Annotated in this window: 19 protein-coding genes; 9 read left to right on the top strand and 10 right to left on the bottom strand. The window is 57.4% G+C overall.

What is annotated here, in order from left to right; translation table 11 throughout:
- Positions 1–11 precede the first annotated feature (11 nt).
- The 4 genes from LA5095_RS23975 to LA5095_RS23990 form a co-directional block, all read right to left on the bottom strand.
- Positions 12–965, bottom strand: coding sequence for an ABC transporter permease (locus LA5095_RS23975; protein ID WP_055119574.1), 954 nt, complete (start codon positions 963–965; stop codon positions 12–14).
- A 126-nt stretch (positions 966–1,091) separates the two neighbouring features.
- Positions 1,092–2,162 carry a substrate-binding domain-containing protein gene (locus tag LA5095_RS23980; RefSeq protein ID WP_055119576.1) on the bottom strand — a complete coding sequence of 357 codons (1,071 nt, stop codon included), beginning with the start codon at positions 2,160–2,162 and terminating at the stop codon, positions 1,092–1,094.
- A 23-nt stretch (positions 2,163–2,185) separates the two neighbouring features.
- A complete protein-coding gene (locus LA5095_RS23985; RefSeq protein WP_055119578.1) occupies positions 2,186–3,445 on the bottom strand; it encodes a M20 family metallopeptidase in 1,260 nt (419 codons plus the stop codon).
- Positions 3,445–4,659: an ROK family transcriptional regulator gene (locus tag LA5095_RS23990; protein ID WP_082442553.1), complete on the bottom strand. Its 1,215-nt coding sequence runs from the start codon at positions 4,657–4,659 to the stop codon at positions 3,445–3,447. The genes LA5095_RS23985 and LA5095_RS23990 overlap by 1 nt, the downstream gene beginning before the upstream one ends.
- Before the next feature lie 282 nt (positions 4,660–4,941).
- On the opposite strand from LA5095_RS23990, the gene LA5095_RS23995 reads away from it, so the two are divergent.
- From LA5095_RS23995 to LA5095_RS33430, 3 genes are all read left to right on the top strand, one after another.
- Positions 4,942–6,573, top strand: coding sequence for a right-handed parallel beta-helix repeat-containing protein (locus tag LA5095_RS23995; RefSeq protein WP_144436130.1), 1,632 nt, complete (start codon positions 4,942–4,944; stop codon positions 6,571–6,573).
- 80 nt (positions 6,574–6,653) lie between these two features.
- On the top strand, positions 6,654–7,520 hold the full coding sequence (locus tag LA5095_RS24000) for an NAD(P)-dependent oxidoreductase (RefSeq protein WP_055119581.1): 867 nt from the start codon (positions 6,654–6,656) through the stop codon (positions 7,518–7,520).
- A 305-nt stretch (positions 7,521–7,825) separates the two neighbouring features.
- The gene (locus LA5095_RS33430) at positions 7,826–7,948 is read left to right on the top strand and encodes a hypothetical protein (protein ID WP_268873259.1); all 123 of its coding nucleotides are present in this window, start codon (positions 7,826–7,828) and stop codon (positions 7,946–7,948) included.
- 75 nt (positions 7,949–8,023) lie between these two features.
- Here the strand turns inward: LA5095_RS33430 and LA5095_RS24005 are convergent, their stop codons facing one another.
- The 5 genes from LA5095_RS24005 to LA5095_RS24025 form a co-directional block, all read right to left on the bottom strand.
- On the bottom strand, positions 8,024–9,676 hold the full coding sequence (locus LA5095_RS24005) for an ABC transporter ATP-binding protein (protein WP_055119584.1): 1,653 nt from the start codon (positions 9,674–9,676) through the stop codon (positions 8,024–8,026).
- 2 nt (positions 9,677–9,678) lie between these two features.
- The gene (locus tag LA5095_RS24010; RefSeq protein ID WP_055119586.1) at positions 9,679–10,743 is read right to left on the bottom strand and encodes an ABC transporter permease; all 1,065 of its coding nucleotides are present in this window, start codon (positions 10,741–10,743) and stop codon (positions 9,679–9,681) included.
- A 10-nt stretch (positions 10,744–10,753) separates the two neighbouring features.
- Complete coding sequence (locus LA5095_RS24015) at positions 10,754–11,710, bottom strand: ABC transporter permease (RefSeq protein ID WP_055119588.1); 957 nt, start codon at positions 11,708–11,710, stop codon at positions 10,754–10,756.
- Between the two features lie 179 nt (positions 11,711–11,889).
- Complete coding sequence (locus tag LA5095_RS24020) at positions 11,890–13,500, bottom strand: ABC transporter substrate-binding protein (protein WP_055119590.1); 1,611 nt, start codon at positions 13,498–13,500, stop codon at positions 11,890–11,892.
- Positions 13,501–13,991: 491 nt separating this feature from the next.
- The gene (locus LA5095_RS24025; protein WP_055119592.1) at positions 13,992–16,469 is read right to left on the bottom strand and encodes a CoA transferase; all 2,478 of its coding nucleotides are present in this window, start codon (positions 16,467–16,469) and stop codon (positions 13,992–13,994) included.
- Between the two features lie 60 nt (positions 16,470–16,529).
- Here LA5095_RS24025 and LA5095_RS24030 point away from each other — a divergent pair, with 60 nt between their 5' ends.
- The 5 genes from LA5095_RS24030 to LA5095_RS24050 all read left to right on the top strand — a co-directional run bounded on the left by LA5095_RS24030 (position 16,530) and on the right by LA5095_RS24050 (position 21,835).
- Positions 16,530–17,501, top strand: coding sequence for a GlxA family transcriptional regulator (locus LA5095_RS24030; protein ID WP_208992840.1), 972 nt, complete (start codon positions 16,530–16,532; stop codon positions 17,499–17,501).
- Between the two features lie 146 nt (positions 17,502–17,647).
- Positions 17,648–19,195, top strand: a complete 1,548-nt coding sequence (locus tag LA5095_RS24035) for a trimethylamine methyltransferase family protein (protein WP_055119830.1) — start codon at positions 17,648–17,650, stop codon at positions 19,193–19,195.
- A gap of 59 nt (positions 19,196–19,254) precedes the next feature.
- Positions 19,255–20,358: a mandelate racemase/muconate lactonizing enzyme family protein gene (locus LA5095_RS24040; protein ID WP_055119597.1), complete on the top strand. Its 1,104-nt coding sequence runs from the start codon at positions 19,255–19,257 to the stop codon at positions 20,356–20,358.
- A gap of 14 nt (positions 20,359–20,372) precedes the next feature.
- Positions 20,373–21,104 carry an SDR family NAD(P)-dependent oxidoreductase gene (locus LA5095_RS24045; RefSeq protein ID WP_055119599.1) on the top strand — a complete coding sequence of 244 codons (732 nt, stop codon included), beginning with the start codon at positions 20,373–20,375 and terminating at the stop codon, positions 21,102–21,104.
- Positions 21,101–21,835, top strand: coding sequence for an SDR family NAD(P)-dependent oxidoreductase (locus LA5095_RS24050; protein ID WP_055119601.1), 735 nt, complete (start codon positions 21,101–21,103; stop codon positions 21,833–21,835). Before LA5095_RS24045 ends, LA5095_RS24050 begins: the two co-directional genes overlap by 4 nt.
- Before the next feature lie 59 nt (positions 21,836–21,894).
- Here LA5095_RS24050 and LA5095_RS24055 read toward each other — a convergent pair whose 3' ends face one another.
- Positions 21,895–22,764, bottom strand: coding sequence for a LysR substrate-binding domain-containing protein (locus LA5095_RS24055; RefSeq protein WP_055119603.1), 870 nt, complete (start codon positions 22,762–22,764; stop codon positions 21,895–21,897).
- 92 nt (positions 22,765–22,856) lie between these two features.
- Between LA5095_RS24055 and LA5095_RS24060 the strand changes: the two genes are divergently transcribed.
- Positions 22,857–23,888 carry a permease gene (locus tag LA5095_RS24060; RefSeq protein ID WP_055119605.1) on the top strand — a complete coding sequence of 344 codons (1,032 nt, stop codon included), beginning with the start codon at positions 22,857–22,859 and terminating at the stop codon, positions 23,886–23,888.
- Positions 23,889–23,893 lie beyond the last annotated feature (5 nt).

Below are 23,893 nucleotides of genomic sequence, written 5' to 3' on the forward strand. Positions count from 1 at the left end.
TCTTCTCCGAGTTACCGGCTCGTGTCGCGCAGCGAAACGGCGACCGCGATCAGGATAATCAGCCCGCGGACGATCATCTGGTCGGAAACATCAAGACCCATGAGGATCAGTCCGTTGTTGAGCATTCCCATCAGAAGCGAGCCGAGCAACGCGCCGATGATCGATCCCTTGCCGCCGTTCAGGGCCGTACCGCCGACAATGACAGCGGCAATTACGGTCATCAGATCGCTCTCGCCGAGTGTGTATTTTGCGGCCTGGAGGCGACCGGCATAGAGTAGCCCCGCCAGCCCGGCCATGGTGCCGCACAGCGTCAATACACCCAGGCGGATCCGGGGCACCTTGATCCCGGAGACCTGCGCAGCCCGGGCATTGTCGCCCGTTGCGAGCACATGAGCACCGAACCGCGTGCTGCGATAGACGATGTGTCCGATCGCGACCGCAACGATGGTCCAGAGGACGAGCGAGGGTATGGAAAACAGTTTCCCGGATCCGAAGATGCCGGTGAATGTGTCGTTCAGTACAGGAATGGACCGCAGATCCGTCATTGAGCGTGCAATGCCGGCAAACAGGCCCATCGTGGCCAGTGTGACCAGAAACGAAGGCAGGCGAAGATAGGCAACCAGAATACCGTTCATCGCTCCAATCAGCGCGCCTGCGCCTAGCCCGGCCAGGATGCCAACAGCCATGGGGAAGCTCTGCATGGCAACTGCGGCAGACAGCGCCGAGACAGCCACGACCGATCCGAAACTCAGATCGATCTCGCCTGCGGACAGGGCAAATACCAGACCGATGGCCATGATCGTGGCCGGTGCGGTCTGCAGCACGATGTTGGTCAGATTGCGCGAGGTCAGAAAGCCATCGTCATAGAGCGTAGCCGCAAAGAACAGGAAGATGGCCAGAAAGCCCACATAGATTACGGATCTCTGCAGATCCAGTCGCCGCAGCAGCGAAAGGGAGGAGCTCATCGCAGTCTCGTTTTGCCGGTTTTCCGAGGATCGAAGGTCGACATCTTTGGTTCTTGCCCGAGTGATTGAAAGCGAAGGATGATCGAATGAACCGGCGGGCAGCAGGCTGCCCGCCGCTTGGCCGGGTTAATTCGCGGAGGAAACGCTTGCCGGCGGATCGATGTTCAATGATTTCTTCCAGCCTTCGGCAACCGTGTCTGCGGTAACCGTTATGGCCGGTGCGACGACGAAGGGCGGTACATCCGTGCCGACAAGACGCAGGGCAGCGGCGGCGGCCATGGCGCGCCCGAGTTCGTAAGCCTCGTCTGCGACGATTGCAGCGACGTTACCACCGCGAACCATATCGACGGCAACCGGCTCGGACAGGTCGAGTGTCACGATCTTCGTGCTCTTGTTGCCGTTCGCCCGCAAGGCCGCCAGCACGCCTTCTGCCGGTCCTGCCCAGGTTACGTAGATGCCACCAAGATCCGGGTTCTTCAGAAGCATCGCATTGGCGATTTCCTCGGCACGGGCCGGGTCGCTGATACCCTGTTCGGCGACGATTGAAATGTCCGGATAGTCGTTTTCGATCGTTGTCTTGAAGGCGTTGTCCCGCTGATTGGTCACGTAGTAGTCGGCATCGTGGTAGATCCAGCCGACGGTTCCCTTGCCGTTCATTGATGACGCAAGGGCGTCGGCCGCCTGCTTGCCCATCTGGAAAAGGTCGTCGGTGACGATGGCTGCGTAATCCCGTGGATGTTCGTACCCGGAGGGCAGGTTGGACAGAAAGACAAGCGAAACACCACTGTCGCGCGCTTCCTTGAATGCCGCTGCGGATGTAACCGGATCAAGCGGCAGAGACAGGATGATGTTCGGTTCCTTTGCGAGCGAAGTTTCGATGTCACTGCGTTGCTTCGCTGCATCGAAACCTGCACTGGCAGTCGCCACGACCTCAATTCCGAGGCGTTTGAACTCGTCACTTGCACCTGCGGTGACGGCGTTCACGAAATCCGACTGGTCGTGCCACAGGAGCGCGGCCTTGTAGTTGCCGGACCGAATGGCGTCCACTTTGTCATCCGCGACGACGACAGCGGAGGAGGGAGTTGCGTTTTCGTTGTTCGGTCCAATGGTTTCAGCCAGGGAAAAACTGGACAGGGAGGCGAAGCTCAGCAGCCCGAGAAGGGCGGATGAAGCCAGATTTTTTGCAGTCAGTCTCATTGGTAACCCTCTGGTATTGGTGTTTATGGTGCTTCTTCCAGGCCGCAATAGTCGGCCACGAACAGCGCGAAAGCCCTGACGGCTGCCAGATAGCTCTCCACGTCGATGCGCTCTTCGAATGTATGCGCCAGGCTGATATCGCCCGGTGCGCAATAAACGGCCGGGCATCCGATCTCGTTGACAAGAAACGGCATTTCCGACCAGTAGGGTGCTCCCCCGATGGCTCCACCGTGATCAGTCGTCCGGCGAATGCTGTCTGAAAGACGGACCGCGGTCGGATCATCTTGCGGGATCTCGACAGGCGAACCGCCATATCTGTGATCCCGGCCGGCGGGATATTGAATATCAATCGTGATGCCGTCCGCGACCGGAGCGGATCGGACAACGGTCTCAAATGCACTGACGGCAACATCGAGGTTTTCACCGGGTCGGAGTTTCCGGATCAGGGAAATTCGGCACGACCCGGGAACGGCGATGTAGCCGCCACCTTGTATGTCCGTTACGAGAATGGAAGAGGCACCCACAAGATCATGTTTCGGACCGGCCGCCAGGTCGTCTTCGTGTGCCCAAAGACATTCCAGAACCGAATGGGTTGCCTTCAAGGCGTCGGTCCCGAGTTCTGGTGTCCCAAAATAGGCCGACTTGCCGGTAACCGCGACGTCGGCAATGAAAAATCCGATCTGTGCCGTGCAGACATCGAGCTTTGTCGGTTCGAGGTAGACTGCAAAATCAGGCCGGCCGATGTCACCCGAAGTGACACGCTTCACGAGGTCGTGGGCGCCGGCAGAGACCCCGGTGCCCGGCTCGCCGCTTTCTTCATCGCCAATGAATGCAAATGACAGACCGCCTGCCGGTCGAAAACCTGCGCGTTGCAACAGTCTGACCGCGCCCAGTGCAGAACAAATACCGCCCTTCAGGTCGCACGCACCGCGACCCCAGATTTCGCCGTCGATCAACGCGCCGGAAAACGGATCCTGCTGGGGCTTGCCTTGCCAGTTTTCTTCCCAGCCGCGTACATGAACCGTGTCCGTGTGCCCCACGAACATCAGTTTAGGGTCCTCATCGCCATTCTTCCCGGTACGGCCCCAGACATTCATACGGCCGGGCAGAAACTCTCCGGATCCGGTTTCAAGTCCGAGTGTTTCCAGCTGTGATTTCAGGAAGAGTGCAAAGGCGCTTTCGTTTCCGGTGACGCTCTCAACGGCGATGGCCTGCTGAAGCAGTTGCAGGTCTGCGTCCCGGTCCTGATGGGCCTCAAGGCTGGAAAGGAGATCCCGGGCCATCACGCGACACCTTTCTTGAAGGTTTCGACGGAGGGTGGCGGAACTGAAATTTCAACACCCTTCAAGCCTTCGGCGAACAGTGACAAGTGCAATCGGGAAAGGGCAACCGATGCGCCGCCTGCAAGCGCCGCATGGTTTCCAAGCGTTGATTTTTCGATCAGCACAGGGCGTGGAAAACACATCGACAAGTATTTTTTAACGCGGTTGAAAAGCTCTTCCCGCGCTCCGATGGAGCCACCTATCACGATGCACGAGGGATCCATCACGGCAGTGAGGGCGGCTGTTACGCGAGCGATCTGTCTCGATGTCTGGTCCAACGTCTCCTGTGCGTCCGCGTCTTCCTGGTTGGCGGCCTCGAATATTTCCGGAACACTCCGGTTTCTGCCACTTTTCTTCCGATACATCTCGGTGATGGCATGGGTTGCCGCGACGCGTTCAAGCGCACCGGTTTTCAGGCTTTCCGGTTCAAACGGATCAGCTCCGAAGGGCAGATAGCCAATTTCTCCCGCGGCACCACTGGCACCTCTGTGAAGCTGCCCGCCGACAACGATCCCTGCGCCGATCCCGGTGCCAATGGAGACATAGACAAGGTCATCCTTCTCGCCGCGTTTTGTAAGCCAGTGTTCTCCAAGCGCCGCCAGGTTCACGTCGTTTTCGACGAAAACCTCGATACCGAGTTGGCGCCGCCAGAGGTCTGGCGCATCGATACAGTCGAGACCTGGGATATTGGGAGCCATCCTGATCTGTCCTGTTCCGGGATCAGGGACACCCGGCACACCGATGACGGCAACACGCGGCAGTTTCGAGTTGAGCTTCGCCCCACCGGCCGCTCTTTGAACCAGATCGGTGACATGCCTGATGACGGCCTCACCACCGGACTTGTCAGTCGGTTCCTCCAGTTCGTTGACTACGGCGCCGGTCAGGTTGCAGATCGCGACACGGATCTTCGTGCCGCCAAGGTCCACACTCGCGACCGAGGCGGCGTCCGGTACGATTTCGTAAACGACGGCCCGGCGCCCGATATGCCCTTCCGTCTGACCGACGGTTCTGACCCAGCCTTCAACTTCCAGGTTGCCGACGATTTCCGAGACCGTCTGCTTGGAAAGGCCCGTGATTTTCGAAGCGCTTGCCCGGGAGATGGGGCCGAAGCTCGCGATTGCCTGAACCACCGCGCTCAGGGACATTCGCCTGGATATATTGGAAGGATCGGCCACTGGTTCTCTCAATTAGTTCGTTCAGTAACCGAACTAAATAGAAAACTGGCCACTTGTCAAGTCGTAGTCACCGGTTTTGCCAGCACCAGAAGCGTGCCATGGCGGCGAGAGAACCGTAATCTGCCGGTTCGAGGACAGGTCTGGGTTGTGGTAGGGTGCCCGTGCCTAAATCCGTTTATCTGAATGCGGGCGTCTGAATATGGCGCTCAAGCCGGGCTGTCATGTTTCGCGCTGTTTTCGATCTGGATCTTCGGTATTTTGAATTGGGATATTGGGGGGAATATGGACATTCACGCTGCCGTCAGGGAATTGGGACCCGGTGATGTGCTGGCTCTCGAAGCCGCGTGTTTTACCGACCCGGTTGTAATAAATGGCATCAGCGGCACGCGTGAAAAACCCGTTTGCATCCGCGGAGAAAAGCCGGTTGCCCCGGATGTGAACAAGATGGCGGCCAAACGATCGCCGACTGTTTTCGGCACCAGGGAAACTTTCGAAGAATTCAATGTTCAAGCCAACAGACTGGCGCGGGCGCATGAAGCGGCTGGAAACTATCCCGGCCTCTACTTCATGGCCGACAACGCCCATCTTGTCCTGCGTGACTGTCAGTGGATCGTGTTGGAAGACCTTACATTCGAAAACTGCTGGCCAACTGCGATCTATATCGAGAATTGTCAGCACATAACGATCAGGGGCATCCATTTCCGCGGTGGAACCTTTGCCATCGGGGCAACGGGAGCCGACACGCGACACCTCCTGATTGAAAACTGCGACTGGATCCAGGACCTTGGTTGTCATGGAGACATTCAGGTCCGGTCCATCAGGGACAACGGATACCTGCTGGATGAAAGGGAGGTCGACGGTTGCCATCTCTGGCGAAAAACGCATTTTAACCAGATTCATTCCGATGTCAGTGTAACGGGCGAATTCGTCCAGCCGGACGATTCACGCGCCTATGACGGTGACTTTTTCCGGGCATGGACCATTGCCGGATATGTCATCCTGCGCAACAACTGCATCGTGGACGCTTTTAACGGCATCCATTTTTTCAATCAGGCGTCGAAGGATACGCGGCATCGTCATTCAAGGAATGTGATGATCAGCGACAACTGGTTTGTCCGCATTCGCGACAATGCGGTCGAACCTGAGAACTATGCCTTCAACTGGACAGTCAGACACAACAAGTTCGTCGATTGCTACGCGCCCTTCTCCCTCGAACCGGAGCAATCCGGATTTTTCTACATCTATGGAAATCTCGGCTGGAGCCGTGAGCGGCCGGGACCCGACCCGGAGGATCCGTCGACAGGCCGCCTCTTCAAATTCGGAACGAACCACGAAGCGGTCGGTCCGCATTATGTCGTGCATAACTCCTGGTTCGTGCGCAATCCGATATTCAAGAAAAAGCGGATACGAAATTTCCATCACCTCAACAATGTCATTGCATATAACGAGGACGCTCTGTCGATTTCACTCAACCAGGTCAATCCATTTGGCAAGGACTGGCAGGCACGGCATGACCCGTCTTCGGATTGGGAAACCATCAAGTCCATTGAGAAAAGAAGATTCACCAAGGCCTGGACGGAACTGGACATTACAGTTGACAATGACATGGTCGGACATCCGGCATTTCCGCTTGAACTCCAGTCCGCCGGGTACCCGCTTGGCCCCAGATCTTCCGGCGAGGTTCCGAGGTTCTCAAAGGCGCTTCATGGTCGCCCGGAAGGATTGAAACTGAACAATGCAATGAATGCTGCCAGGGTGACGTTACGACTGCCAGATGGTGACAAGGTGAAAACATTCCCAGACGAATTGCCTCCGCTGGATGTCGGTGCATGGCAGGGCAATGAACTTTTTCGGCTACCCGAACCGCTGTTTGTACGGGATTGGGAATACCCGTTACAGCCAGAAATGTCCTGAAGGCATACCGCCAGGAGGGCTGCCGCTCTGCCCCGGTCTGGCTCATTTGAACTCTCCGATGCGGACGAGGAGGAACGACTGTGGTTGTTGGAGTGATCGGTCTCGGAATCATGGGGAGCGCATACGCTCGCAATCTCATTCGATCCGGTGAAACCGTGTTTGGTGTCGACCCGTCTGAAACTGCGCGGGCCAAGCTGGCGGAGGAGGGAGGTTCGGTATTCGAAACGCTCGGTGACTGGGTTTCAGATTGTGACGCAATCGTACTTTCGCTGGCCGCACCGCATGTGCTCGCTTCGGTCTGCGAGAAGTTGGTAACCGGACTCCGGCCAGGGCAGGTCGTTGTCGAGACCGGAACATTTTCCCTGGCGGACAGGGAGGAGGCCAGATCGCTCCTGGAAAAATCCGGCGCGGTCCTGTTGGACTGTCCTGTCAGCGGAACGGGTGCCCAGGCTGCTGAAGCCGATCTCGTGATGATGGCGTCCGGGCCAGAAGAGGTGGTCGCGGAAATCCGACCCCTTCTGGAAAAATTCACGCGCATGGTGATGTATGTCGGTGACTTCGGAAACGGAACGAAACTGAAATTCGTCGCAAATCATGCCGTAGCAATTCACAATGTCGCAGCGGCCGAAACGCTGAACTATGCCGATGCACTCGGTCTGGAGCGCGACACGGTCTATCGATTGCTGTCGTCTGGTGCGGGGCAGTCTCGCATGTCAGACCTGCGCATGCCCTTGATGATCAACGGCGCTTACGATCCGCCTTCCGCCAGTCTGAAAATGTTTGAAAAGGATCTGCGGATTATTGGCGAAGATATTGAAGATAAGGGTGTTTTTGCCCCTTTGTTCGAAGCTGGCAGGTCCGTTTATGACGCGACTGTCGACGAATTGCCCAATCAGTTCGATACGGCTTCGGTTTTTGAAACCTACAAATCGAAGTCTGAAAGATAGGACCTCCGTCGGCATGGCGCGATGGTCTTTCCGTCTGGGAAATCGGGTGCGATCTTCCAGCGTCCTGTCTGTTGGACACTTGGGGAAAGCTTCAATCAAGGTCTGAACACGCTTGATTCGTGTCGGATCGCGTCTGAATTGCCGTCGAAGCTACCCGCTGGGTGAATGTGAAGCAGAGTAGATATGCAGAAATGTTAGTGCGATTTCATGTTTGGGTCATTGAAATATTAATCTCTGTCGCTTAAGTGTCGCCTCAAATGGAAACACCATCATCCCGGACATTGCCCGGGCGACAGGAGGTCGGCATGACCCGTGATGAACTTATTCGTGAGTACAAAGAGCAGAGCGGATCCTGGCAGGGTCTGGTCGGCGTATACGCCGTAATCGTCGGCGTAATGGCTCTGTCCGGCTATCTGATGGTCGGCTAGGCAAGCGCCTGCCTGTTCAATGAAGACATTGAAAAACCCCGGGACCCTGGTCCCGGGGTTTTTCATTTTGTGGTCCTAGACATTCGCGGCTTCGCCGATGGAGTCGGTTCCCCTCTCCTCCAGCAAGGTCGTCAGCCAGTTGGGGTCCATTTCGGGCACCGAAGACAGCAGAAGATCCGTATAGGGATGGTGTGGCGGGGTGAACATTTCGTCCTTTGCCCCCTGCTCAACCACCTTGCCCCTTTGCATCACGACCACTTCGTCGGCAATCGAGCGCACGGTCGCCAGATCGTGGGTGATGAACATGTAGGCCAGATTGAAGTCTTCCTGCAATTTGTCGAGAAGCTTCAGGATGCCTTCCGCGACAAGCTGGTCGAGCGCGCTTGTCACTTCGTCGCAAATGATGAAGGACGGGTCCGCCGCCAGCGCGCGCGCAATTCCCACACGCTGCTTTTGACCGCCGGAAAGCTCTGGCGGGTAGCGGTTGTAGAACTTCGCCGGATCCAGCTCGATCAGGTCCAGAAGTTCGTCGACACGGTTCTTCAACTCCGCTCCGCGCACGCCACGATAAAATTGCGCCGGGCGTCCGATAATCTCGCTGATCTTGATCTTTGGATTCAGCGCGGTGTCCGCCATCTGGTAGATCATCTGCGCTTGGCGCAATTGATCCTTTGTGCGGTCCTGATAGCGGGGCGGCAAGGATTCACCATTGAACTGGATCTCGCCTTTCGTCGGTGGCAGCAGGCCGGTAATACACCGTGCGGTCGTCGACTTCCCGGATCCGGATTCGCCCACCACCGCGACTGTCATGCCCGGGTAGATGTCGAAAGAGACATCATCAAGCACCTTGATCTTGCCGTAGGCTGCATCCACGTTCTTGACAGAGACAATAGGTATTGACCCGGCCTCCGTCGGGCGTTCCTTCTGAGGACGCTTGAAACTGCGCACTGCCCAAAGGCTCTTGGTATAGTCTTCGCTCGGCGCATCCAGCATCTGCTCCGTAGGCGCTTCTTCGACTTCCTCGCCTTTCAGCAAGACCTTGATCGTATCTGCCATCTGCGCAACGACCGCGAGGTCGTGCGTGATATAGATCGCGGCCGTATTGAACTGGTCGACAATGTCCCTGATCGCGGCAAGAACCTCGATCTGGGTCGTCACGTCCAGCGCCGTTGTCGGCTCGTCGAAGATGATCAGGTCGGGACGGCATGCCATTGCCATGGCAGTCATGGCGCGCTGCAGCTGTCCACCCGAAACCTGGTGCGGATACCGGAAGCCGATTTCATCCGGATTGGGAAGCCGGAGGCGGTGGTAAAGCTCCATTGCATCCTCTTGCGCTTCCACGCGCTTTTGGATGCGGTACTGGATCGGGGCTTCGGTGTGCTGATCGATGATCCGGTGGGCCGGATTGAAGGACGCGGCGGCAGACTGCGCCACATAGGCAATCCTTGACCCGCGCAGCGCACGCAAATCTCCTTCCGGTGTCGTGGTCAGTTCCATGCCGTCAAACTCGATGGAACCACCGGAAATCCGGCAACCGTCCCTGGCAAATCCCATCGCGGCGAGCCCGATGGTGGATTTGCCCGCACCCGACTCTCCGATCAGGCCGAGAACCTCGCCTTTGTGGAGAGTGAGATCGACACCATGAACGATCTCGATCCACTGCTCATCCGAATAGCCTTCGATCCGAAGGTCCTTGACTTCAAGAAGCACATCTTTTTTAGGGACCATGCTCAAACCTCCTTAAGGCCGGAGGACCGGAAAAGCATCCAGTCAACGACGAAGTTAACCGAAACCGTCAGCAACGCGATAGCAGCTGCCGGAATGAGGGGTGTCAGTTCGCCAAACGAAATCAGCGTGGCGTTTTCGCGCACCATGGAGCCCCAGTCGGCGGTCGGCGGCTGGATACCGAGACCAAGGAACGAGAGACCCGCGATCAGAAGGAACACGAAACAGAATTCCAGGCCGAATTCAGCGACCAGTGGTGCGGTCGAATTCGGCAGGATTTCCCTTCGGATCAGGTACCAGTTGCCTTCCCCGCGCAGTTTTGCAGCCTCGATGTAATCCATCACGACGACATTGCCCGCAACGGCTCGCGTCAGACGGAAAACGCGCGGGGAATAGATCAAGGCGACGATGATGACAATCACGAACAGGCTCGTGCCGAAGATACTCAGCATCAGCAGCGCGAAGATCAGCGAGGGAACCGACATGATCACGTCGGCGACCCGGCCCATCAACTGGTCGAACCAACCCCCCTTGGTTGCTGCCAGCAGACCTGTCAGCGCTCCGAGGATGAAGGCAAGACTGGTTGCCACCAGGGCAAGACCGACGGTGTTGCGCGCACCGTAGATCAACCGGCTGAACATGTCGCGCCCGAGCTGGTCTGCTCCGAGCAGCATGTTTTCATCCGCCGGCGCGAAGGCGGAGGAAATGACCTCTGCTTCGCCAAAAGGGGCAATGATAGGCGCGAAGATCCCTGCAATGGCGTAGGTGAAGATCACGAACATGCCGAACGCGGCGGTCAGGGGAGCCGTGCGAAGTTCCTTTGCAACACCGTCCGACGCGATGATGATCAGAAACTCACGGAAAGCGTAGGACACCCCGGCCGCCAGTGCCAGGAGACCGGCCGCGACTGTGATGAAACGCAAGGCACCGACACCACCAACGATCCCGGTGACGAAGGAAATGAGTGTGAGGGAAAAGATCAACAGGAACAGTTGTCTTTTCTTGAAATAGGCTGCGAGACAGGAGGCCCCAATCAGCAGCGCATAGTATCCGATGACGAATGTACTCATGTCGCTGCCCTCACTTCGGATGCCGCAAACGCGGATTGGTCAAGATTGATCCGACATCTGCTGCCAGGTTGAGCAGGATGAAGGTCGCAGCGAAGATGAGGCAACATGCCTGGACTATCGGGAAGTCGCGTTTGGAAACAGCGTCGACGAGGAGCTGGCCGACACCCGGATAGACGAAGACAACTTCCACCAGAACCACACCGGTAATCAGGTAGGCAAGGTTCAGCGCTACCACATTGATGATCGGTGCCCAGGCGTTGGGAAGCGCGTGTTTGACGATCACCTTCCAGGGCGGCACGCCTTTGAGCCGGGCCATTTCGATATATGGCGATGCAAGGAGGTTGATGATTGCGGCCCGGGTCATACGCATCATGTGCGCGGTTACGACCAGAACCAGCGTCAACGCCGGAAGGAATGTCCTGTGAAGCAATTCGCCGAAACTCATGTCTGTACTGAGACTGGCGATGGCAGGGAAATAGTTGGTCTTCACGGCCAGGTACAGGATCAGGATGTAGCCGAGGAAGAATTCCGGAGAGCTGATGGACGTGAGGGTCACGACATTGGCGACACGGTCGAACAGCGTGTTGCGCAGCAAAGCCACGATGACGCCCAGTATGATCGAGATCGGTACAGCTATGACTGCCGCATATGTCGCAAGGAAAAGCGTGTTGATAAAGCGGCCGCTGATCGCTTCACTGACGCGTTCGCCTGATATGAGCGAAACACCGAAATCACCGGTGAGGGCACCTCCGAGCCATTGGAAATATCGCAAGATCGCGGGCTGATCGAGGCCCATCTTTTCGCGTAATGCAGCCACGGTTTCTGGTGTTGCTGCTTGGCCCAAAACGGCCTGGGCGATATCGCCCGGCAGCAGCTCAACCGCGAAAAAAATCAGGATTGAGATCACCAGAAGAGTGACCACACCTAAGCCAAGTCTCTTTAGGACCAGCTGTAGGATGTCCCCCATTTGTCCCTCCAGAATAAAGACGTCCGGTACCCCAATTGACCGGATTCGTGTCGGGTGCGGATCTCGAACAGATCCTGAATTTGTCTTTTTGAAATACCCGACAGTCTAGTGCGGAACCGCCCTCAAAAGGGCGGCCCCATGTTGAAAGCGGCGAGCCAGGCCCGCCGCGATCTCAGATATCAGCCTTCGAACCACCAGCGGTGTGTTCCCCGTGCGCCGTCCGTCTCCCAGGACGAGGCAACACTCGGGCCGTGCTTGACGTTCTTGCGGCGAGCGTAGACGAAGTTGACGAACATCGGGATGATTGTGCCGCCGTCGTCACGCGCGAGCGTGCACATTTCGTGATACATCTCGCCCCGCCTTGTTTCGTCGAGCTCCGCCTTGGCCTGAAGCAGCAGTTCGTTGAAGCGCGCATTCTTCCAGTGCGCTTCGTTCCAGGCAGCGTCGTCCTTGTAGGCGAGCGTGAACATGTTGTCCGGTGTCGGGCGCGCACCCCACTTGACGAACACCCAGGGCTTCTTGAGCCAGACATCCGACCAGTAGCCGTCGTTTGCCTCACGAACCGGCTTGATGTCGATGCCGGCCTTTTTCGCCTGCTCGGAGTAGAGCACGATCATGTCCACTGCGCCCGGCAGCACGCTGTCCGCAGCGGACAGGCTGACCGAAAGATTGTCCACACCAGCCTGCTTCAGGTGCCATTTGGCTTTTTCAGGATCGTATGTGCGCTGTGGAATATCTGCCGGGAAGTAAGGCATGTTCGGCGAGACGTGGAAATCGTTGCCCGGGGTGCCGGTGCCGAAAACGATCTTCTCGACGATTTCCTCGCGGTCGATCGCCAGCTTCAGCGCCATGCGTACGTCGACATTGTCGAACGGTGCAACATCGCAGAACATTGGCAGTGTGATTGCCGATCCCGAAGGAATGTTGTCGAGTTCAACATCCGGATGACGCTGCAGCAGCGCCATGGTCTTCAGGTCCACGGATGAAATCGCATCCACATCACCGGTTACAAGTGCGGTCTGGCGGGCGTTCGGATCGTTCAGGACCGTCATGTCAATCCGGTCGAACCACGCTCCCTCGCGGTGCCAGCCGTCGTGACGGACAAGGGTTGTGCCAATGCCGAATTCGTTCTGCTCGATCTGGTAGGGGCCGGCGCCGACACCGCTTTCCCAGTCCACCGAACCATCATCCTTTGCCGGCAGCATGACGAGATGGTAGTCGGTCATGATCCACGGCAGATCGGCAAAGCCCTGGTCGAGCTCGATCACGATGTGCTTGTCACCATCTACCTTGATGTCGACGACACTATCGAGGAGAGCCTTGGCGGCCGATGTCGATTTCTCGCCGCGGTGGTGATTCAACGAAGCAACGGCGTCATTCGCGGTAAACTTACGCCCATCGTGGAATACGGCATCGGTATTGAGCTCGAACGTCCAGACTTTGGCATCCGGGCTTGCTTCCCAACCGGTCGCCATATCGGGACCAAGGCCGTTTTCTTCCGTAATTTCGGTTAGATAGCTGCGGTGCGTGTGCGCCAGCTGAATGGAATAGACACTCTGATAGGTGCCTGGATCGTGGTTATCGCTCGTGTTGCCGTCGTGTACGCCGTAGCGGAACGTTCCACCACGCTTGGGTTGTGCCTTGGCTTGCGAAGTCCAAAGTCCGGTTGCCGTGGAGGCCGTCACGCCCGCGAGCATGGAGTATTGCAGGAACTCACGTTTTGAGATGCCGCCGGTACGGGCCGCTTTCTCAAGATTGTTCAGTAACTCCGGGTTTTTGGATTTTGTCATACTTACTCCCCTTATGGATTTTTTTCAGGCACAAGGCCTGCGAGTTTCCCAAATGTAGCTTCAGCATTTTTCCGGTATTTGCAAAGCTCATATGCGACATATAATCAGCAAAACACGAACACTGCCGATTCCGCTACCCTTTGGATGAAATTATTCCTTTCATTTTTTCGATCTTGATTAAATCCAATTTTTCCGCATTGCGGCACAGGATTTGACCAGTTGCTTCAATTTTGGGCAGCGGCGCACATTCTGGGTGCATGTTGAGCTGCTAATATTATTGAATACTTTAGTATCATCTTGCAACGACCCTGAAATTAACATTATTTAACTTTTAGCATCATTATCTTCCAAGTTTTCAGCCGCTTCCCGTCAATTGTGGCAAGAAAATTGTTGCGATTCACACGGGAGTGTTGTGAGCGTTGAATCAGAAACGGCACCGTTCGCAAGGGGACTTTGAGCATGTCGACAGGCATTTCTCATCCTTCATGAAACTATTCCGGAAGATATTTCTCCGACCATTGTTCTGCGGCGGAGCCTTTGGCGATCATCGCGTCGATTTCCCGTGCCTCATAACCCAGTTCTGAGAGGATATCCCTGGTATGAGCCCCGTATTTGGGAGCCGGGCCGGGAACAACAACCTGTGCCTGTTCAGGGCGGACGGCATTGGGAGCAACAAGGTCAACCCATCGCCCCATCGGGTGCGCGTCATGACGGATCGCGCTGAAGGTACCGGAACGAATGTCGGCCTCACCCTCACTCTCCTTCTTGAGCGCTGCCTTTCGCGTTGCATGAAGAGAGCTTAGGGGCACAACGGCCGCCGCCGTTCCTGAAAAACGTTCAGCCCAGTACCTTATCGGTTGCTGCAGAAAGCGAGTAGTCAGTGTCTCCTCAAGGTCGGTTTCTTGAGCATTGAACAGGTCATGAAATTCAGGAACGTGGTTCAAACTGCTCTGCTGTAACGTAGGGGCCGCAAAGAACATCCAGCCGTCTGCTGCCTGATAGCACCTGTAGAACGTTCCCCATCCGCGCACATGACGACCCGAAGGTTCGTCAAAGGGCGCCCGGCCGTTGAAATCGTACATGAATTGGGCCTGGATCAATTCGCCGGCAGAAGCGAGCGACGCCCTGGCAATGCCGCCACAGCCGGTTACGCGCAACCGTTCCAAGGCGGCTCCGAGCGCCGCACAACCGCAAAAACCGGCAAGGACGTCAATCGTGCCGAAATGTGCGTGTTCTTCCGGCGTATCCGGACCGCCGCCAAATCGGGTCATGACGCCTGTAGCCGCCTGGGCCAGATCATCATAACCGAGATGGTCCGATTTCGGACCGCGGAGTGGTGCGCCAAAGGCGTCCAGTTGAACGAGTATCAGCTTTGGATTGATCTCGGCCAACCGCTCTTCGCTCAAACCAAGAGACAGACGCTGCTCGTCCGTTCCGTTCATTGTCACGACATCTGCCTCCGACAACAGTTTCCAAAGCGCGCTTTGGCCTTCGGCCGTGCGCAGGTTCAACAGGATGCTTCGTTTGCCACGTTGCGCCTGAAGCCCGAACACGACTGCATTCCACGGATCAACGGATGGCGAGACCGGTTGAACAAGGGTGACCTCCGCTCCAAAGCGCGCGACCGTCGAGCCGATGGTCGGCCCTGCAATCACGTTTGTCAGATCAAGAACCCTGAGCCCGTCCAGCCAGCCGCCAACTTTCGATACCTGCTGCGTTCTTGGAGGTTCCAACAGAAGTTCAGGCAGGGCGGGGCGCATGTCGTCTGGCAATGGACCAGGCCGCTTGTTGACCGCGTCGCCATCACAAGATAGCCAGCAGATGTTTCCCATCTGACGCATTTTGCCATGGCGTGGGTCGTCGACTTCCAGGACCAGACCGGACTGAAGCGCGTGTGGGTCCTTCAGCCATTCCCGGGTGCTGCGCTGTGTGGTTGCAGGCGCTTTCGCGGCACCAAACAGCGTTTCCCATTCATGTGAGGGCCGGGTTAGGAACGCTGCCTTCATGGCATCCGAGATCCTGCCGCGATCTTGCGTCCCGACGGGATAATTTCGAAGGGCCCAGTCCGATGGCCAGTCGCCTCTATCGAGGTATACGTCGAAATCCGGCAGATCCTTCAACAGCTCCTGCAGACCCAGGAGTTCCAGGACCCGGCGCGGATGCGTCACGATCGAGCAGGCAACCACATAAAAGCCGCGCCCGTCCGCGCACATGTAAGTGCGATAAAAGGGGTCGAGAAACTCCGAGAGTTCCGGATAACTCAGATTGTTGGGCAGTCCAAGCCGCTCGCGGCGTTCCAATTCCAGTTCGCGTGGCGACTTGTAGCGATCCGGATAGTCCTCGATCTGCTCGCTGTTGTAGACCAGCCCTTCGAACAGCGCCGATGCGAGTGGCACTTCGATATGGTCACCGCCCAGTTGCTCCCGCGCGCGAAGCGCGAACAGGACCGACATTGCTCCGAATGCTGCGCCGTAGGCGGACGCCAGTCCGAGTGGTGTAAAGGACGGGTTGATGCCCATCAGACGGCGGTTAAGTCCCATATCCGTAAACTGACCGGTTCTTGCCGCGATCACGGCTTCCCAGGCTGCAATCTCCCGCAATTCCGGATCTGTGGATGCAAATCCTGGCAGCGACAGGGAGATGATCGCCGGATTGGCGCGGCGCAAAGATGAGGGGCCAACGCCAAGCCTTGCCATCACGCCGGGGCGAAAATTGTCGATGACAACATCTGATCTCGCGGTCAACTTCAGAGCCGTTAGACGGCCTTCTTCCGATTTGAGATCGAGCGTCAGCGCCCGCTTACCCCTGGAAATCATGTCGAAGACCGGGGCCTTCCATCGCGGGCCTCCGGGTGGATCGATCCGGATCACTTCGGCGCCAAGATCGGAAAGCATCATTCCGACCAGTGGCCCAGCCAGGTAGTGCCCGAAATCAAGCACCCTGATGTGCGAAAGCGGCCTTTCCTGCACGATAAGCCCTCCGACTTGTTCTCCTCGGGAAACAGATTATTTAAGCGGGGGAACAAAGCTGTGCCGATTCTGCCAAAAAGCTGTCCCTATCTGCCAATGCCTGACTTCAATGTGACAATTCTGCTCTCCGGGTCCTTCTCGAACATGGTATTGGCCTGTCTGCTGGAGCCTCTGCGGGTCGTGCGGGACCGCGCCGGAGCAGGGATCTGCTGGAAGATCGCGACAGAGGCAGACACCGAAGTCAGCAGTTCGAGTGGGATCAAGGTCTCTCCGGACACTCGCCTCGCAGATGCCGGGCCCGCGGATCTCGTGTTTCTGATCTCGGGAGACAAGTTTCGTGAGGGCAATGCGCTGATAGCGCTTCGCCGTTACCTTTCCTCACTCACTCAGGACTGCACGATCATCGCCGCGGACACAGGCGCCTGGAAACTTGCAATGTTGGGCTGTCTCGACGGACGTTCGGCAACCCTTCACTGGCAGTTGCTCGACGAGTTCGCCGAGACTTTTCCCAAGGTGCGTGTCCTGTCTGACCGTTTCGTCAAGGATGGCCGCTTCTGGACATGTGGCAGCGCGTCTGCCGCACTCGACCTGATCCTCAACTATATCGGTGACCGGTTTGGTCAGGCTGCTGCCTTCGATGCAGGGGCGATGTTCCTTCACGACAACGCACGCCGGTCAGGCGCTTCCGGTTTCGATCTGACGCTGGCATCGAGCGCACCGCACCAGCTGAAGCGGATAATCCGGGTGATGTCCGAAGCGTTGGAGCAGACGATGACGATCGCCGACATTGCCCGTGCCGTGAACATGTCCGAGCGATCGCTTCATCGCCTCGTTGTCGAGAAACTGCAGATGCCTCCCGGGAAATACTACCTTCTCATGCGCCTTGACCGGGCAAGGCAGCTTGTCCTCTTTAGCGATCTGTCCCTGAACGATATTGCACTGCGCTGCGGTTTTGCCGGTGCCTCGACCCTGATCCGAAGCTTCAAGGCACATCGCGGGGTGGATCTGAGGAGCTTGCGCAATCGAGGATGATGCGTTTTCGGCCCGGAGGAGTTCCTGTAGATCGCCGAATAATGCGGCAATGTCGGAAAATGCGCCCCGTGTTCGGTTTCGGACAGGAAAATGCGGCTCCGAACGAGCAGGCTGAAGTTAAAGCAGACCAGAATTCGGAGACATTCATGAATGTTGCAGCTCGCAGCCGTAGCGGTGGCCGGGCAGGCCGCAGGGCCCTTCGGACCGCTCCCGACCACGACATGCTACCCGGACTTGCCCGGAACCTGCCGCTGTGCGAACCACTCGATGAAGATCAGATCCGGAAACTCGACGACGCGTCGATGTCGATCTTGGAGGATGTCGGCATCATCTTTCGTGATCCGATCGCTCTGGACGATTGGAAGAAGGCCGGCGCCAGGGTCGATGGAGAGAGGGTTTATCTTGACCGCGAGCATGTACGCGAACTGATCAGGACCATTCCCTCCAGTTTCACCTATCACGCCCGCAACCCGAAGAAGAACGTTCCCGTAGGTGGCAATCGAACGATCTTCGTTCCGATGACCGGTGCACCCTTCCTGCGTGACCTGGACGGCGTCCGGCGCAATCCGATGCTGGATGACCTGGCCATGTTTCACAAGCTGAGTCACATGCTTCCGGCGATCCACTCCAGTGCACACCACATCGTGGAACCTTACGACCACCCTATCAGCCACCGCCACCTCCGTATCACCTATTCCTCGATGAAACATTCCGACAAGACATTCATGGGCATGACGACAAGTCCGAAGAATGCGGAAGACGTCATGGACATGTGCGCGATCCTGTTCGGCGAGGAATATCTGGAAAATCATCCGGTCACGACCGGAAACTGTAACGGCAACTCACCGCTTGTCTGGGACGAGACCATGCTCGGCGCCATGCGGGCCTTCAGCAAGCGGAACCAGCCCGTTCTTTGCTCACCCTTTGTGCTTGGTGGCGCCAATACACCGGCATCTGTCGTTCCGGCGGTGGCGCAGCTCAACGCGGAGGCTCTCAGCGCACTCGCCTATACCCAGGTGATCCGCAAAGGTGCGCCTGCAATATACGGGCACTACCTGTCGACGGTGTCGATGAGATCCGGCGCTCCGATGGCCGGTACGCCTGAAATCAGCCTGATGAATTTTCTCATCGGGCAACTGGCCCGGTACTATGACGTCCCGTGGCGCAGCTCGGGATCACTCGGCGGAGCGAAAACCTTCGACGCGCAGGCCGGATACGAAAGCGCCACAACCCTGAACGCGGTCATCCATGCAGGTGCCAACTACATCTGGCATGCGGCGGGCTGGAACGAGGCCGGCATGCATTGCTGCGTTGCCAAGTTCATCGTTGATGCCGAACAGTGCGCGATGGTCTATCGCATGGCGGAGGGGCCTCGCTGGGACGATTTCGACGAGGCACTCGCCGCGGTGCGTGATGTCGGCCCGGGCGGTCATTACCTCGGCCATCCCCACACCCAGGAGAACTTCCAGCGGGCTTTCTTCATGCCGGACATGTTCGACAACAATTCGATCGAACAATGGAAGGCGGAAGGGGAAGTCGAGATTACCGAGCGGGCCCTGAAACAGGCCAGAAAGCTTTTGTCCGAATATCAGGAGCCGAAACTCGATGAAGCCAGAAACGAGGCGTTGCTCGATTATATTGCCCGCCGCGAGCGTGAAATTCCAGCGGAAGACGCCCTGAACCAGGACTACTGACGATCGCCGGGAGAGGCGTCCTGTCCTTCCCGTTGTCTCCCAGCATTTCGGAATGCCAGATGAAAATCAAATCGGTCGAGATATTTCGCCACGATCTTCCGGTGAAGAACGGGCCATACACGATGGCCAACGCACAGGTCTGGGCTCTGGAATCGACATTGGTCAAGCTCGTTGCCGACAACGGTAAAGTTGGCTGGGGTGAGACATGCCCGGTCGGACCGACATATGCCGAAGCACATGCGCGCGGTGCGCAGGCTGCGCTCAGACAGTTGGCCCCGGCATTGATCGGCAAAGAGATCCAGCCGCTGACAATCAACAGGCTCATGCATGGTCAGCTCAACGGGCACAATTATGCCAAGGCAGCAGTCGACATTGCCGCCCACGATCTGTTGGCAAGACACTACGATATCCGGGTTGCCGATCTGCTGGGTGGCGCGACACGGGAACGATTGCCGTCTTACTATGCGACAGGCGTAGGAGCGCCCGACGACATCGCGAGGCTGGCCGCGCAGAAACGGGATGAGGGATACCCGCGTCTGCAGATCAAGGTCGGCGGCCGTCCCGTGGAACTCGATATCGAAACGATCCGCAAGGTCTGGGAAACGGTTTCAGCGTCTGGCATGCGGCTCGCCATCGACGGCAACCGGGGATGGACAACACGCGACGCGCTCCGTGTGAGCCGGGAATGCCAGGACATTCCATTCGTGATGGAGCAACCCTGCAACAGGATCGAGGATCTGGAAAAGATCCGGCCGCAGGTTTCCCACGGCATTTACATGGATGAAAGCGGCGTCGATCTTGCCACCGCAATTCAAGCCGCAGGACGCGGGCTGGTAGATGGTTTCGGCATGAAGGTAACGCGGATCGGCGGTTTGCAGCAGATGGCCGCATTCAGGGATGTCTGTGAAGCATTCAATCTGCCCCATACATGCGATGATTCCTGGGGTGGTGACATCATCGCGGCCGCCTGCACTCATCTCGCCGCCACTGTGAAGCCGTCGCTCCTTGAAGGTGTCTGGCTTGCCGAACCCATGATCGAAACGCCCTATACGATAAATGAAGGCGTGAAAATTCGCGAAGGCCACATCCGATTGCCGCAGGGCGCCGGACTTGGCATTGAGGTGAACGAAGCACTGTTCGGTGCGCCCATCGCCTCGTTCTGACCGGGAGATCTCACATGCGATTTTCAGAAAAGCGTGTTCTGGTGACCGGAGCCGCAGGCGGCATCGGTCAGGTAATCACGAAGATGCTGCGGGCCGAGGGTGCAAGAGTGGCTGCCGCTGATCGAAACTGCGATGGCGTTGCGGCTGATGCGGTATTTGCCGGAAACCTGCTGGAGGCATCTTACGCTGACCGGCTGCCGGTGGTGACGGCGGAGGCACTCGGCGGTCTCGATATCATCATCAACAATGCGGGCGTAATTTCCCGGGGCCCCGTGACCGAAACCAGTGATGCGGATTGGACGCTTTCGGTCGGTGTCAATGTGGAGGCACCTTTCCGGATCTGCCGCGCAGGTATTCCGATTATGGCTGCATCCGGTGGCGGCGCGATCGTCAATCTTGCATCGTGTTGGGGCGTGAACCCCGGTCCGAACCACGCGCTTTATTGCATGACAAAGGCCGCGATTGCCTCTCTGACCCGGTGTATGGGTCATGACCATGCCCATCAGGGTATCAGGATCAATGCGGTTTGCCCGAACGAAGTCGACACACCGATGTTGCGTTCCGGTTTCGAACAACGCGGCTTTGACCCGCAATCGGCAATCGAGGAACTCGGCAAGACCGTTCCACTCGGACGGGTCGCCGCGCCCGCCGATATTGCGGAGGTCGTGTTGTTTCTTGCGTCCGACGCGGCCCGCTACATGTGTGGATCCCTTGTCGAGGTCAATGGCGGAAAGTCGGTATCATGAATCGGTTCGAAGGCAAGGTTGCGATCGTTACCGGAGGGCGCAGCGGGATCGGCAGGGCCATTGCCATGCGGCTGCGCGACGAGGGCGCCCGGGTGTTCACCGCACAGCGTGGCAAGGACCCTGACTTCGAACATGTGCCTGCAGACTTTGCAGATTTGGCTATGCCCGAACGCATTGTCGGTGAAATTGCCGCGCGCGCGGGCCGATTGGATGTGCTCGTCAACAACGCAGGGATCATGCAGGAAGCCGTCGCAGAAGAGATGGATCTTGACGACTGGCAGCGCTCTTTGAATGTCAATCTCACTGCGCCGTTCCTTCTGATCAAGCACGCGCTGCCGCATCTCAGGCAAAGCCGTGGTGCCATTGTGAACGTGGGATCCATCGAAGGCATCAGTTGCAATGCCCATCACGCCGCCTATTCGGCGTCGAAAGCGGGGTTGCATGGATTGACGCGTGCGGTGGCTGTTGATCATGGCAAGCATGGCATCAGGTGCAATGCCGTCGCGCCGGGCTGGATCGATACCGACCTCAATCTCGATTTCATCAACGCGATGCCGGATCCGGACGCCTTCAGGCGGGATGTCGGTGCTCTCCATCCGGTTGGACGAACCGGAAAACCGGCAGAAGTGGCCGCCCTTGTTGCGTTCCTCGCTGCTGAGGAGAACGGATTTGTCACGGGGCAGACTTATGTCGTGGATGGCGGGCGAATGACCCGGTTGAGCCTTCCCTGAGCCGAAGCAGTTCGATTTAAGCCTGTCCATCAATTGATCCAACATGCGATGGATGCACTCTAGATGATGGTCTCCGGCTGGCGTTGGTACACTGCACGAATAGCTGATTTCATAGAATTGATCAGGTTCGCATCCTGTTGGTCACCGACACCGACAACAAGTTTGGATGAAGGAGTTGGCGAAAATCCGTGAACCTCATCGAGGATCGTCATCGAACCGTCGATCGAGGAACGACCGAGCAGACCGACAGCGACACCTGCCTCGACTGCCGCCTTTACTCCCGCCACGCTCTGGCTGGAATAGGCAACGCGGAAGGCTTTGTCACTCGCGGAAAGGGATTTGATTGCCGCGTCCCGCCACCAGCACGCACGGTCGAACAACGCCACGGGCAGAGGATCTGTCTCCAGAAGGTTCCTGTGCTTGCTGCTGACCCAGTGCGTGGTGTCCTCGAATACGACCTCTTCGCTTGAAGACGGATTCTGAACCTCGTAGACAGCGAGATCAAGTCTGCCGCTGGACAGCATTACCGGAAATTCCGGGCTCAATGAGCAGGTCACGTCAAGCTGAACCTGCGGGTTCGCCTGTACGAACCTTCCGACGATCTGCGTCAGTTTTGTTCTGCCGTGATCGTCCGGGATTCCAAGCCGCAATGTCCCGCTCAGGGACGTGGACGTGAGGTCGCGCAGCGTCGCATCCAGCCTTGCGGTTACTTCCCTTGCCACCGGAAACAATTGTTTTCCCGCATCCGTCAGGGTGACGCCGCGGCCGGTTCTGTGGAACACCGGTTGGTCGACGATCTGCTCAAGTCGCGCCATCTGGAGGCTTATTGCGGACTGAGACCTTCCGATTCTCAGTCCGCCCTCCGTGATGCTGCCTGTTTCGGCAACGGCAAGAAAAGTGCGCAAGAGATCACTGTCGAGATGTTGCATCGGTTTTACCAATATCAGAAATTAAAGATATTCGTTTTTCTTATGAATGATTTGCTTCTATCGTGCAACCACAAACGATAGGAGCCAAAAAAATGGATGTCCGTGGCACTGCTTTGACCGCGATCAGGATCCGGTCGCTTCGACTGGCTGCTTGCGTCGCTCTGATGATCCTGCCCGTCGCCATCTGGCCGGGTTTTTTCTGGGAAGGGTTCAAATTCTCGATACTTGGTCTTGTTGCCGTCTCGCCGCTAGTCGTTCCCGGCATTGCGCTGACGGCGTGGATCATCGCCAGCGGCGCGGACAGCAAGATAAGGCTCGCGTTCGAGGGCAATCATGGTCGATCAATTCTTATGGCCTCGTTGATCGGGGCAATTACGCCGGTCTGTGGCGTCACCGTGCTTCCGCTTATGGCAGGACTTCTGGGAGCCGGTGTTCCTTTGGCACCCGTCATGGCGTTCTGGCTGTCGTCACCGATCACTGATCCGGCGATGCTGGCGACAACAGCGGCAACACTTGGAATGCCGTTTGCGATCGGCAAGACGCTGGCAGCCTTCGGCATGGGTCTGCTTGGCGGCTTTGTCACATCGCTGGTTTTTCGACAGCAAAGCGGCATAACTGCCTTGAGATCCAACAGGTTGACAGTGTCGTCTTCCGCCTGTGCCTGCGGACAGGACAACGGTTTCAACCCGTATGTCTGGCAGGACAGTGAAAGGACTACCGTCCTGAAAAGGCAGGCTTATTCGACAACGCGCCTCATCCTGATCTGTCTGATACCGGCCTTTTTTGCCGAATATGCACTCAATACAGCTCTCACGCCCGGAGCGCTTGCGACCTATGTCGGAAACGACAATTGGTGGTCGATACCCATGGCGGTCTTTGTCGGCGCACCGGCATACATTGACGGCTATGCGGCTCTGCCTCTGACCCGCGCCCTTCTGGACAACGGCATGGCAGCAGGTGCCGCGATGGCGTTTCTCGTTGCAGGAGGGGTAGTCAGTATCTGGGGCGCTCTTGCGATCTTCCCGGTTCTGCGGCTGAAGCCGTTTCTGCTGTACCTGGTGCTGGCGGTGATCGGGTCACTTTTGTCCGGTTACCTTTTCGAGTGGTACTTCCGAACTGCTTGAACGAT

Origin of the sequence: Roseibium album (assembly GCF_001404515.1) — a bacterium.
Lineage (GTDB): Bacteria > Pseudomonadota > Alphaproteobacteria > Rhizobiales > Stappiaceae > Roseibium > Roseibium album.

Coding starts and splice junctions, on each gene's coding strand:
- LA5095_RS23975 (WP_055119574.1), bottom strand. CDS start 965: ATGAGCTCCTCCCTTTCGCTGCTGCGGCGACTGGATCTGCAGAGATCC.
- LA5095_RS23980 (WP_055119576.1), bottom strand. CDS start 2,162: ATGAGACTGACTGCAAAAAATCTGGCTTCATCCGCCCTTCTCGGGCTG.
- LA5095_RS23985 (WP_055119578.1), bottom strand. CDS start 3,445: ATGGCCCGGGATCTCCTTTCCAGCCTTGAGGCCCATCAGGACCGGGAC.
- LA5095_RS23995 (WP_144436130.1), top strand. CDS start 4,942: ATGGACATTCACGCTGCCGTCAGGGAATTGGGACCCGGTGATGTGCTG.
- LA5095_RS33430 (WP_268873259.1), top strand. CDS start 7,826: ATGACCCGTGATGAACTTATTCGTGAGTACAAAGAGCAGAGCGGATCC.
- LA5095_RS24005 (WP_055119584.1), bottom strand. CDS start 9,676: ATGGTCCCTAAAAAAGATGTGCTTCTTGAAGTCAAGGACCTTCGGATC.
- LA5095_RS24010 (WP_055119586.1), bottom strand. CDS start 10,743: ATGAGTACATTCGTCATCGGATACTATGCGCTGCTGATTGGGGCCTCC.
- LA5095_RS24015 (WP_055119588.1), bottom strand. CDS start 11,710: ATGGGGGACATCCTACAGCTGGTCCTAAAGAGACTTGGCTTAGGTGTG.
- LA5095_RS24020 (WP_055119590.1), bottom strand. CDS start 13,500: ATGACAAAATCCAAAAACCCGGAGTTACTGAACAATCTTGAGAAAGCG.
- LA5095_RS24035 (WP_055119830.1), top strand. CDS start 17,648: ATGAATGTTGCAGCTCGCAGCCGTAGCGGTGGCCGGGCAGGCCGCAGG.
- LA5095_RS24040 (WP_055119597.1), top strand. CDS start 19,255: ATGAAAATCAAATCGGTCGAGATATTTCGCCACGATCTTCCGGTGAAG.
- LA5095_RS24045 (WP_055119599.1), top strand. CDS start 20,373: ATGCGATTTTCAGAAAAGCGTGTTCTGGTGACCGGAGCCGCAGGCGGC.
- LA5095_RS24050 (WP_055119601.1), top strand. CDS start 21,101: ATGAATCGGTTCGAAGGCAAGGTTGCGATCGTTACCGGAGGGCGCAGC.
- LA5095_RS24055 (WP_055119603.1), bottom strand. CDS start 22,764: ATGCAACATCTCGACAGTGATCTCTTGCGCACTTTTCTTGCCGTTGCC.
- LA5095_RS24060 (WP_055119605.1), top strand. CDS start 22,857: ATGGATGTCCGTGGCACTGCTTTGACCGCGATCAGGATCCGGTCGCTT.